Origin of the sequence: Streptomyces sp. NPDC093109 (assembly GCF_040701725.1) — a bacterium.
Lineage (GTDB): Bacteria > Actinomycetota > Actinomycetes > Streptomycetales > Streptomycetaceae > Streptomyces.
The window spans coordinates 34,764-45,302 of record NZ_JBFBEZ010000056.1; the positions used below are offsets into that span (position 1 = coordinate 34,764).

The window sequence follows — 10,539 nt, forward strand, 5'->3', positions numbered from 1 at the left end:
CCATGGAAGACACCCCGCTCACGGCGGTCATCGACTGGCTGCGGCAGCGCAACCCCGACGCCATGGGCCGGTACGGGGACGAGCCGGATCTCGATCTCGACCTCATCGAGCACCGGATCGTGGACTCCCTCAGCTTCATGGAGTTCGTCCTGCTGCTGGAGGACCTCATCGGCCGCGAACTTCCCCTCAAGGAACTCGACGTGGACCGCTTCAGGACGCTGCGGGCCATCTCGGAGAACTTCTTCTCCTCCGAGCGGACCGGGTGAGGCCGCCGTGACCGGATTCGGCGTCGTCCGCTCGCTGCACATCGCCGCCGCGCCCGGAGACCCGCCGCACCCCGTGGCGGCGGTGTGGGCCGTCGCGGGACGGGGTCTCCTCGGCGACCGCAACTACCGGGAGCTGCCGGGCGATCCGGCGGCGCCGGAACGCGGCGTCGGACGGGCCTCAGGCGTCTGCCAGATCAGCCTCATCGAGCTGGAGGCCATCGAGGCGCTGGAGCACGAACACGGGGTGCGCATCACCGCGTCGGAGAGCCGCCGCAACGTCGTCTGCACCGGAGTACGGCTGCTCTCGCTGGTCGGCAAGGAGTTCCAGGTCGGCGAGGTCACCCTGCGCGGCCAGCGCCCCAGCGAACCCTGCGCCCGCCTGGAACAGCTCACCCGCCCCGGCGTCCTGCGCGGCCTCATCCACCGGGGCGGCCTGCGTGCCGAGATCCTGCGCGGCGGCCTCCTGCGCGTCGGCGACCCCCTGTGGCCCGCCGAAGCCCCGCGCGCCGGCCAAGCCGCCCCGGGCCGCGACGCTCACCCGGTGCGTGGGCCTCTTTCCGATCAGAGGTAGCGGTCGAGCTCGTGTCCCGGCAGTTGGAAGCTGCCGGCAGACGCCACGTCCTCGGGATCTCGCCGACTTCAGCCGGTCGCGTGCCGGGCGGTCGCGGCACCCGTGGCGGCGGCCGTCGCGGCGTCGGCGGCCACCGCCGCCCGGCGCGAGCGGGACAGCCGGGTCCTGAGGGCGTCGATGACCAGCTCGACGGTGAACTCGAAGGCGGCGTCGGCGCGGGGGGTGCCCGCGGGGACGGAGCGGGTGATACGGGCGAGGGTGGCCGTCTCCGCGAGGACCTCGGGCGGATAGAGGTTCTGCGGCGATACGAGGTCCAGGCTCGCGCCGATCGTGATGATGTCCATCATGGCGATGGTCATCAGGACGTCCTGGTCGGTGAAGCCCGCCTTCGACAGAACCGTCGCCACGTTCTCGATCGTGGTGATCGAGGTGTCCAGATCCGCCGGTGAGGTCGCCAGCAGCGGGATCAGCCAGGGGTGCCTGGCCATCGAGGCGCGGTGGGCCGAGGCCACGAGCCGGACGACGTCGGGCCAGTCCGCGTTCACATCGACCCGGACCGCCATCGCCTCGTGCATCTGGCGGCGGATGAGTTCGATGATCTCCGCACGCCCGCTGACGTGGTTGTAGAGCGACGAGGGCCGGACGCCGAGGCGCTTCGCCAGTTCGGGAACGGTGAAGCCGCCGGTCTCGGCCGTCATCTCCAGTGCCGCCCCGACGATGATCTCCGGGGAGAGCAGGGGCTTGCTGGGCCGCGCCATCGCGTTCCCCTCCGTATCGCGTCGTTCTCCGCCGTACCCCGCCGTCGTACCGCGCCGCCGTATCCCGCCGCCGTAATCCCGCCGCGCGTCCCGCTGAATTCCGGAGGTCCGGAGCCCGTTTAACGAATGCCATTCGTTTCGGGCTTTGACGGCCTCACCCCGCGGGGTCATGCTACCAGCCAAACGAATCCATATTCGTTTTGCGGGTTGTTTACCGGAGTGCGTCAGTGACGACGCGGAACAGGACAGGTATCTTCGTGAACCAATCATCTTGGTGGCATGGCGGCTCGCTCTACCACGCCTATGTCCGGTCCTTCCAGGACAGCGACGGGGACGGCCACGGAGACATCCAGGGCCTGACCGACCGCCTCGACCATCTCCAGTGGCTCGGCATCGACGGCCTCTGGCTCTCCCCCACGATGCCGTCGCCGAACCACGACTGGGGCTACGACGTCAGCGACTACCGGGACGTCCACTCCGACCTGGGTACGCTCGACGCCATGGACCGGCTGATCGCGCGGGCCAAGGAGCGCGGCATACGCGTCATGCTGGACCTCGTCGCGAACCACACCAGCAGTGAGCACCCCTGGTTCGTCGAGGCCCGCTCCTCGGCGGCCTCCCCGTACCGCGACTACTACGTCTGGGCGCCGGCCAAGGCCGACGGCTCGCTCCCCAACAACTGGGTGGACGACACCGGCGATCCCGCGTGGACCTGGGACGAGAAAGCCGGCACGTACTTCTTCCACAACTTCCTGCCGGAACAGCCGGACCTGAATTGGTGGAACCCGGCGGTTCACCAGGAATTCGACGCCATCATGGACTTCTGGTTCGACCGCGGAATCTCCGGCTTCCGTATCGACGTGGCCAACGGTCTCTACAAAGACGCGCAACTGCGCGACAACCCGCGGCACGAAGGCGCCTACATCTACGGCACCGAGGTACAGGGCCGTTACGGGCTCCAGCACGTCCACAACTTCAACCAGCCCGAGGTCCACGACGTCTACCGCGACTGGCGCCGGCGCGCCGAGGAGCGCCCCGAGCCGCCGCTGCTGCTGGGCGAGACCTGGGTGGCCCGCGTCGACGAGCTGGCCCCCTACTACGGCGACAACGACCAGCTCCAGCTCGGCTTCAACTTCCCCTTCATCTTCGCGCCGTTCGAGGCGCCCGCGCTGGCCCGTGTCGTCGCCGACTCGCTGGCCTCGTTCCCGGCCGGCTCCTGTCCCGTCTGGGCCGGCTCCAACCACGACCTCCCCCGTCTGGCCACCCGGTGGGCCGGCGGCGACAGCCGCAAGACGCGCCTGGCGCAGACCATTCTGGCCACTCTCCCCGGCACCTTCGTCCTCTACTACGGCGACGAGCTCGGCATGACCGACAGCGACATCCCGCCGCACCAGCAGCGCGACCCGCTCACCGCCGGAGGCAAGAACGGCCAGTGGCCCCGCGACAACGCCCGGGCGCCCATGCGCTGGGACCGTACGGCCAACGGCGGCTTCAGCTCGGGAACCCCGTGGCTGCCGCTGCCGGCCGACGAGGGCCTCAACGTCGCCGACCAGCGCGAGGACCCGCTCTCCACGCTGACGCTGGTCAGGTCCCTCATCGAGCTGCGTACGGAGGCCTTCGCCGGCGCCGTCGCCGACTACCGGGAGATCGAGGTCTCGGACACCCGCTGGAGCTTCGCGAGCGGTCCGCTGACCGTCGTCGCGAACTTCTCGGACGAGCCCCAGCCCCTGTCGATCGCCGGTGACCCGGTCGTACTCTCCAGCCGCACGATCCGCGACCTCGCGGACAGTGACGGCGGCAACAAGATCGGGCCCTGGGAGGCCGTGGTGCTCTACTCAGGACGCCCGCTCGCCGCCCCCGTACCAGCAGTGGAGTGTCAGCCATGAGCCCACACGTCACGGAAGCGGGCACCGACGCGAGCGCGAGCCCGCCGCTGCCGCCGCAGGTACCACCGTCCGCCGTCCCGCGTAAGCAGGTGCTGTCGTACATCACCGGCAACATCGGGATGAACCTGCTCTACCAGTCCGTCGCCGTGTACCTCCTGTACTTCTACACGGACGTCTTCGGGCTCACGGCCGCCGCCGCGGGCAGCGTGCTGCTGATCGCGCGGATCATCGACCTGTTCGCCGACCCGGCCATCGGGGTCGCCATCGACCGCACGCGCAGCCGGTGGGGCAAGTTCCGGCCGTATCTGCTCTTCGGTCCGCTCCCGCTGGGCGCCCTGGCGGTGCTCTGCTTCACCGCGCCGGGCCTGGGCGACGGCATGAAGCTGCTGTACGCCACCGTCGTCTACAGCCTGTTCAGCATCGCCTACGCGGTGGTCAACGTCGCGTACGCCTCGATGCTGCCCAGCCTGTCCGGCGACTACTACCAGCGCAGCTCCATCAGCGGCTACCGCGAGCTGACCGGCACCGTGGCGATCCTCGCCGTCAACGCGGGCACGCTGCTCTTCGTCCGGCAGTTCGGCTCGGAGAAGGTGGGCTTCCCTGTGGTGATGGGCGCCTACGCGCTGGTCGCCGCGCTCACCCTCGTCATCGTCTTCGCCGGCACCAAGGGAATCGGCGACGGAACCGGCGACGGATCGGCGGAGCCCGCGCCGTCCGGCCCGGCGCCCTCGCTGCGCTCGCAGCTGAAGACGCTCTCGGGCAACCGTCCGCTCTTCCGCGTCCTGGCCTTCAACTTCTCCTCCACCCTCGCGGCCGGCATCCATCTCAGCGCGATGGTGTACTTCTTCAAGTACAACCTCGACCGCGACGGCATGTTCCCGCTCTTCCAACTGGTCAGCACACTCGTCATGTTCGCCGCAATGGTCGGCGTCCCGTATCTGGTGCGCACGACGGGAAAGCGCTCGGCGACCATCACCGCGCAGGTGGTCACCATCCTCGGCCTGGGCGGGCTGTTCTTCCTCCACGACAAGATCGTCTGGGTGTTCGTCCTCGGCAGCCTCGCCAGCGCGGGCTTCGGGATGACCCGGTCCATCATCTGGGGAGTCATCCCCGACACCGTCGAGTACGGCGAGTGGAAGTCGGGCCACCGGGCCGAGGGAATCGTCTACGCCGCCTTCATCGGCATGGAGAAGCTGGGGTCGGCGGTCAGCGGAGTCATCACCGGCCTGATTCTGTCGGTGGCCGGATTCGTCGCGAACACCACGCAGTCCTCCGGCGCCGAATTCGGCGTGCTGCTCCTGATCACCGTGGTCCCCATCCTGGCGACCTTCACGGTCATCGGCGTGATGAGGAACTACCGGCTCGACGGAGAGCACTTCGACCGGATCGTCACCGACCTGCGCGCCAGGCAGTAGCCCGGCAGCCCGGGGAGCGCCTCACCGGGTGCTGAGCCAGTGCGGGTCGGGGACCACCGTCAGGATCGCGGAGAGCAGCAGAACCAGGGCCAGTACGGCCAGCTCGACGTGGGCGGGTGCGGTGGGGTCGGTACGAGCGGCGCGGAGCCGGCCGCGCGCCGCGAGGGCGAGACCGGCGGCCACCGCGACCAGCAGGAGCTTGGCGATGAGCACGCGGCCGTACGCCGTCGTGAGGACGGTATCCACGGGCAGCCGACGCAGCGTGGATACCGTGCCGGTGGCGACGAGCGCGGCGAGGAGCCGGCCCGCGAGCCGGGCGTAGCGCGCGAGCACCGCCCGGGCACCGGGCGGGTCGGCGCGCCGCAGCCACATCGTGCGCAGCACATGGAGCAGCCCGCCGCACCACAGGGCGGCGGCGCTGAGATGGACGACGGTGAGCGCGGCGCCCAGCATCGGGGTGTACGGCTCGGGGTGCGCCCGCAGGGCCTCCGCGCCGACCACCACGGCCAGCGGGAACACGGCGAGCCGGGGGCGGTCGAGCGCCACGCACCCGGCGGCCAGCAGGAAGCCGTTGGCCATGACGAGGAGGAGACGGCCCTCCACCGTGCCGTAGACATCGGTGATGTCGAGGCCGCTGACCCCGGCCAGCAGCACGATCTGCCCGGCGGCGCCCGCCGCGCCGGTCAGCGCGGCGGCGGAGGCGAGGCTCCGGGGTACGGCCCCGCTCCTGGCGAGCCGGACACCGGCCAGCTCGCCGAGGTGCAGCGCGAGGGCCACGAAGACGACGGCGCGCAGCGCGGTCGTGACACCGGCGGCGGGAATGCGCAGCTCGCCGGTGCCCCGGGCGGCGACCCCCGCGCCGAACAGCGCGACGAGGAGCGCGAGAAGCGCGCCCCCGACGGCGAGACCGACCGTACGGGCGGATCCGCGCCGGGCCGGACCGGCCCCGGGGTCGGGGTCGGAGCCTGGACCGTCGGGACGGGCGGCTGAACTGCTGGTGTCTTCGGCGGACGGACCCGGGAGTATCACCGGTCGATCCTCCAACCCGACCGGCCGCTCGGCAAACGTGACTACGGCGAATGCGGTAGTCACGGGGCCGGCGTCTCAGCCGCGCCAGGGCTTGTAGTGCGGATTGTCCTGGCACTCGGCCATGATCTCGGTCTTCCTCGCCGGGTCGACGCGGCAGGCGCCGACGATCAGTTCACGGGAGATGCCCCCGGGGAAGGCGACCGCCGCCTCGGCCGCCCAGCGGTGGCCGGCGCCGATCGTCCGGTTCAGGTCGATACCGCCGGGGGCGTCGATGTAGTAGTTGTAGGCGCTCTTCGTGTGCCGCTTGTACAGGTCGTGGTCGTACGTCGTGAGGACGTACGGCGAGTCCTGCCGGGCCGCGACGTGCTGCGCGATGTCGTACTGGCCGTCGGCCGGCGCCTTCGGCAGGAAGCCCTGCTCGAAGACGGTCTCCGGCTCCCGGGACTCCGTGCGGTAGAGCTGCCGGCAGTCGGTGCGCCAGGACGGCGCCGGGGTGATGCGGTCGGCCTCGACGCTCCGGTCCGCCGCCGCGAACAGCGGGTCCGTCACGGACGGACAGGAGCCGGGATCGACCAGAGCATCGGAAGCGGCCGGAGCGTCGGAAGTGATCGGAGGGTCGGAAGTGATCGGAGGGTCGGAAGCGGCTGAAGCGTCATCGGCGGCGAAGGAGGCCGCGCCGGCCGGGACGAGCAGTGCGGACACGGACAGGGCGAAGGCCGCGGTCCGCCGCCGGAAACGTGAAGCGGTCATGGGGTGCACCCTCCATGCCGTACGGCGGCGGGCCGTGGACCCTCACCCGTCCGGGGGCGTGTCAGCGGAAGACGCCGGTGTGGCCGAGCGAGTAGCGGCCGGGCTGCGGATAGACCGCGAGCCCGTGCGGACCGCCGCCCACCGGGATCCGGGCGAGCTCCTTGCCGGTGGCGGTGTCGAGCGCGTACACCTCCGAGTCGTACCGCCCGGAGAGCCACAGCACCTTGCCGTCGGCCGAGACGCCGCCCATGTCGGGGCTGCCGCCGTCGGGCAGGTGCCACTTCTTGGTGAGCCGGTTCTTGGTGAAGTCGAAGATGGAGACGGTGCCCTCGCCCCGGTTGGAGATGTACATCTCCTTGGAGTTCCGGCTGACGTAGAGGCCGTGGCAGCCCTTGCCGGTGGGCAGCAGCTTCGGCGCGGTGAACTTGGCGCCGTCCAGCACCCACATGCCGTCGGCCATCATGTCGGCGATGTAGAACGTCCGGCCGTCGGGCGAGATCTTGACGTCCTGCGGCATCGCGCCGTCGAAGTCCAGCTTCTGCTGGCCGATGACCTTCATCTTCTCCGTGTCGACCTTGAGGAGTTCGCCGGAGAACTCGCACGACACGATGAAGTACCTGCCGTCGGCGGAGAAGTCCGCGTGGTTGACGCCCGCGCAGGTGACCGGCTCGGTCTTGAGGATCTTCATGGTGTGCGGGTCGCGGAAGACGAGTTCCCGGTCGAGCGAGGCCATGACGATCGCGTACTTGCCGTTGGGCGTGAAGTACAGGTTGTACGGGTCGTGCACCTCGACGGGCTCGCCGGCCTTGCCGGTGGCGGGGTCGATCGGGGTGAGCGTATGGCCGCGGTTGTTGTTGACCCAGAGGGTCTTGAGGTCCCAGGAGGGCACGACGTGCTGCGGCTGCCGCCCGACGTCGATGGTGTCGATGACCTTGTACGTCGCCGGATCGATGACGGTGACGGTGTCGGAGTGGGTGTTGGGGACGTAGACACGGGAGGGGAAGTTCTTGACGACCGGCGAGAGCATGCCGGGCCGGTCGGCCGCGTAGATGTCCTTGGGGTCGCGCACCGGCGGCATGCCGGGCAGTCCTGGCGGTACGACCACCTTGGGTACGGCGACGGGCGCGGCCTTGGTGGCGGCGGCCTCCGCCCGCGCGCCGTCGCCGGATCCCGGGTCGGAGCCGCCGCAGCCCGCGAGGAGGGCGAGGGCGGCGGTGAGCAGCAGGGCCGTGGTCCGGCCGCTCCTGCTGGTCCGAACGGTTCGGCCGGTTCGGCCGGTTCGGCCGGTGAGAGGTGTGCGGGTGGTGGGGGAAGGCGTGCGGTGGTGCATCAGGTCAGCAGCTCCGTGGTCGTCACCGCGCGCAGACCGCGGCGATCCAGTGCGTCGAGGAGGGCGGGCAGCGCGGCGACCGTGTCCGCGTAGCCGAAGTGCAGGCTCACCACCGAGCCGTCACGGACCCGCTCGGTGACGTTGCGGGTGACGGCGGTGGCGCCGGGCGAGGTGAAGTCGAGGGAGTCGACGTCGTAGGAGAGGACATGCGGATAGCCGGCCCGCGCGGCGAGCCGCCGGACGAGCGGGGTGGCGTGCTGGGTACGGGAGGGCCGGAACCAGGTGCCGATGGAGCCGGTGAGCCGGCGCAGCCGCTCGGCGCAGCCGGTGATCTCGGCGTACGCCTCCGCCTCGGCCATGTCGGAGATATCGGTGTGGTGCAGCGTGTGGTTGCCGAGGTCGTGGCCGCCGTCGAGGATCCGGCGGGCCAGGGAGGGGTGTTCGTCGAGCCAGGTGCCGACGGCGAGCACGGTGATCCGGGCGCCTGCCCGTTCCGCCTCCTTGATCACGGCGGTCGCGGTGGCGGGGTCGCCCTGGCCGTGGAAGGTGAGGGCGACCCTGGCCCGGTCGCGGGGGCCGTGTTCGATCTCGGCGGGCTGCCCGGGAAATCGCCGGGGCGCGGGAGCGGGTGCGGGGGCCCGCGCGGGGGTGGCGTTGGCGTTGGTACGGGCGCCGGACGGTACGGGGGCGGCCGTACCGTCCGTACAGCCGGTGGCGAGGGCGCCCGCGACGGCCGCTCCGGCTGCTGCGCGCAGTGCACTGCGACGGTCGATCGGAATCACGCACCCATTTAAGGGGGAAGAAGGGTGAAACGTGACGATTGACGCGTTTGGCGGCGTTTACGGGTCGGCGCCTCACGGCACCTGACGGTCGGCGATCCGCATCTCGAACCAGGTGGTCTTGCCGCGGGGCAGCAGATCCACGCCCCAGCGGTCGGAGAGCTTGTCCACCAGGAAGAGCCCGCGCCCGCTGGTGTCCATCTCGCGCACCGGCATCAGACAGGGCAGTCCGCGCGAGGGGTCGCGCACCTCGAATCTGATCCAGCCGCGCCGGTGCACCATCCGTAACCCGAACACCTGCGCGCCGGTGTGCCGCACCGCGTTGCCGACCAGCTCCGAGACGAGCAGTACCGCGTGCTCCGCCGTCTGCGGCGAGAGCGACCACCGGTTCACCACCACCGTGTGGGTGATCCGGCGGGCGGCGGAGGCGGATTCGGGGCGGGACGGCAGCCGCACCTCCGCCTTGGTCGGGTCGCCGAACAACTCCAGCACCCCGAGCGCCTGTTCGCTCTCGACGGACGGTATGAACCGCCCGGCGGCCGCGTTGCCGCGCTGCCGCGGCTGCTCCACATCCTCCAGGCCCGCCATGCCTCCCATCATGGCCGCAGAGGGCCGACTCCGGGGGCGTTCCAGGGGAATCGACCCCCCGGAACGGGTGACTCCGGGGGGCCTTCACCGCATATGCCGGTGGCAGTGCGAACACGCGTGCACCCATACTGACCTGCGGTAACGAGATGCGCCGAATTGATCACCAGGGGTGATGAAGACGGATAACTTAAGGTTCCTTTAAGGCGCGGTTAAGTCGGTAGCCGAGTTGACGCGGCGACAGCGCGTATCCCACATATACACGCTCCGTGTCCAACTGCTCCGCTCTCAGAGGAACTTGGCCTTCCCGGGACCCTCCGCCACGAAGGACCGCATCCCGCGCTCACGGTCCTCGGTGGCGAACAGCCCTGCGAACCAGTTCCGTTCGATCGCGAGTCCGCTCTCCAGGTCGGTCTCCAGCCCCAGGTCGACCGACTCCTTGGCGGCGCGCAGGGCGAGCGCCGGGCCCTGCGCCAGCTTCGCGGCCCAGGCGTGCGCCTCGTCGTACACGTCCGCCGCCGGGACCACCCGGTCCACCAGACCGAGTGTCAGCGCCTCGTCGGCCCGGACCTGACGGCCGGTGAAGATGAGGTCCTTGGCGCGGGACGGCCCGATCAGCCGGGCGAGCCGCTGGGTGCCGCCCGCGCCGGGGATCAGCCCGAGCAGGATCTCGGGCTGGCCGAGCTTGGCGTTGTCGGCGGCGATCCGGAAGTCGGCGCAGAGCGCCAGCTCGCAGCCGCCGCCCAGCGCGTACCCGGTGACCGCCGCGACCACGGGCTTGGGGATACGGGCCACGGCGCTGAACGACTCCTGGAGCGCCCGGGAGCGCAGCACCATCGCCGTGTGGTCCAGCCCCAGCATCTCCTTGATGTCGGCGCCGGCCGCGAAGACCTTCTCACCGCCGTACAGGATCACGGCGCGCACGTCGTCGCGGCGGCCCGCCTCCTCGGCCAGCTCGCGCAGCCGATCCTGGAGGGCGGTGTCGAGCGCGTTCATCGGAGGGCGGTCGAGCCGGATCGTACCGACGCCGCCGGACACTTCGAGAGTCACATTCGCATCAACCATGCTTCGCAGGTTAGGGCCTGTGTGGGGTTGTGATCTGGATCAGGGAGCGGGGCGTGGTGCGTGCGATCGCAAGGCGCCGAGAGGCCCTCGTAGCGGAGCTACTAG

General features: G+C 70.6%; 11 protein-coding genes. 4 read left to right on the plus strand and 7 right to left on the minus strand.

Annotated elements, in window-relative coordinates:
- Positions 1-2: 2 nt before the first annotated feature.
- Both AB0389_RS34040 and AB0389_RS34045 read left to right on the plus strand, forming a co-directional pair.
- Positions 3-266, plus strand: coding sequence for a phosphopantetheine-binding protein (locus AB0389_RS34040; protein ID WP_366399420.1), 264 nt, complete (start codon positions 3-5; stop codon positions 264-266).
- Positions 267-273: 7 nt separating this feature from the next.
- Positions 274-837: an MOSC domain-containing protein gene (locus AB0389_RS34045; RefSeq protein ID WP_366399421.1), complete on the plus strand. Its 564-nt coding sequence runs from the start codon at positions 274-276 to the stop codon at positions 835-837.
- 68 nt (positions 838-905) lie between these two features.
- Here the strand turns inward: AB0389_RS34045 and AB0389_RS34050 are convergent, their stop codons facing one another.
- Positions 906-1,595, minus strand: coding sequence for a TetR/AcrR family transcriptional regulator C-terminal domain-containing protein (locus tag AB0389_RS34050; RefSeq protein ID WP_366399422.1), 690 nt, complete (start codon positions 1,593-1,595; stop codon positions 906-908).
- Between the two features lie 257 nt (positions 1,596-1,852).
- On the opposite strand from AB0389_RS34050, the gene AB0389_RS34055 reads away from it, so the two are divergent.
- The gene (locus AB0389_RS34055) at positions 1,853-3,481 is read left to right on the plus strand and encodes an alpha-amylase family glycosyl hydrolase (RefSeq protein ID WP_366399423.1); all 1,629 of its coding nucleotides are present in this window, start codon (positions 1,853-1,855) and stop codon (positions 3,479-3,481) included.
- Positions 3,478-4,896: a glycoside-pentoside-hexuronide (GPH):cation symporter gene (locus tag AB0389_RS34060; protein WP_366399424.1), complete on the plus strand. Its 1,419-nt coding sequence runs from the start codon at positions 3,478-3,480 to the stop codon at positions 4,894-4,896. Before AB0389_RS34055 ends, AB0389_RS34060 begins: the two co-directional genes overlap by 4 nt.
- Before the next feature lie 21 nt (positions 4,897-4,917).
- On the opposite strand, the gene AB0389_RS34065 is transcribed toward AB0389_RS34060, so the two are convergent.
- The 6 genes from AB0389_RS34065 to AB0389_RS34090 all read right to left on the minus strand — a co-directional run bounded on the left by AB0389_RS34065 (position 4,918) and on the right by AB0389_RS34090 (position 10,434).
- Positions 4,918-5,925 (minus strand): CopD family protein, encoded by a 1,008-nt coding sequence (locus AB0389_RS34065; RefSeq protein WP_366399425.1) that lies wholly within the window; start codon positions 5,923-5,925, stop codon positions 4,918-4,920.
- A 75-nt stretch (positions 5,926-6,000) separates the two neighbouring features.
- Complete coding sequence (locus AB0389_RS34070; RefSeq protein WP_366399426.1) at positions 6,001-6,675, minus strand: ADP-ribosyltransferase; 675 nt, start codon at positions 6,673-6,675, stop codon at positions 6,001-6,003.
- Positions 6,676-6,736: 61 nt separating this feature from the next.
- Complete coding sequence (locus AB0389_RS34075; RefSeq protein ID WP_366399427.1) at positions 6,737-8,005, minus strand: hypothetical protein; 1,269 nt, start codon at positions 8,003-8,005, stop codon at positions 6,737-6,739.
- Positions 8,005-8,787: a polysaccharide deacetylase family protein gene (locus AB0389_RS34080; protein ID WP_366399428.1), complete on the minus strand. Its 783-nt coding sequence runs from the start codon at positions 8,785-8,787 to the stop codon at positions 8,005-8,007. Before AB0389_RS34080 ends, AB0389_RS34075 begins: the two co-directional genes overlap by 1 nt.
- Before the next feature lie 72 nt (positions 8,788-8,859).
- Positions 8,860-9,384, minus strand: a complete 525-nt coding sequence (locus AB0389_RS34085) for an ATP-binding protein (protein WP_366399429.1) — start codon at positions 9,382-9,384, stop codon at positions 8,860-8,862.
- A 273-nt stretch (positions 9,385-9,657) separates the two neighbouring features.
- Complete coding sequence (locus AB0389_RS34090; protein ID WP_366399430.1) at positions 9,658-10,434, minus strand: enoyl-CoA hydratase-related protein; 777 nt, start codon at positions 10,432-10,434, stop codon at positions 9,658-9,660.
- Positions 10,435-10,539 lie beyond the last annotated feature (105 nt).

Coding starts and splice junctions, on each gene's coding strand:
- AB0389_RS34040 (WP_366399420.1), top strand. CDS start 3: ATGGAAGACACCCCGCTCACGGCGGTCATCGACTGGCTGCGGCAGCGC.
- AB0389_RS34050 (WP_366399422.1), bottom strand. CDS start 1,595: ATGGCGCGGCCCAGCAAGCCCCTGCTCTCCCCGGAGATCATCGTCGGG.
- AB0389_RS34060 (WP_366399424.1), top strand. CDS start 3,478: ATGAGCCCACACGTCACGGAAGCGGGCACCGACGCGAGCGCGAGCCCG.
- AB0389_RS34070 (WP_366399426.1), bottom strand. CDS start 6,675: ATGACCGCTTCACGTTTCCGGCGGCGGACCGCGGCCTTCGCCCTGTCC.
- AB0389_RS34075 (WP_366399427.1), bottom strand. CDS start 8,005: ATGCACCACCGCACGCCTTCCCCCACCACCCGCACACCTCTCACCGGC.
- AB0389_RS34085 (WP_366399429.1), bottom strand. CDS start 9,384: ATGATGGGAGGCATGGCGGGCCTGGAGGATGTGGAGCAGCCGCGGCAG.
- AB0389_RS34090 (WP_366399430.1), bottom strand. CDS start 10,434: ATGGTTGATGCGAATGTGACTCTCGAAGTGTCCGGCGGCGTCGGTACG.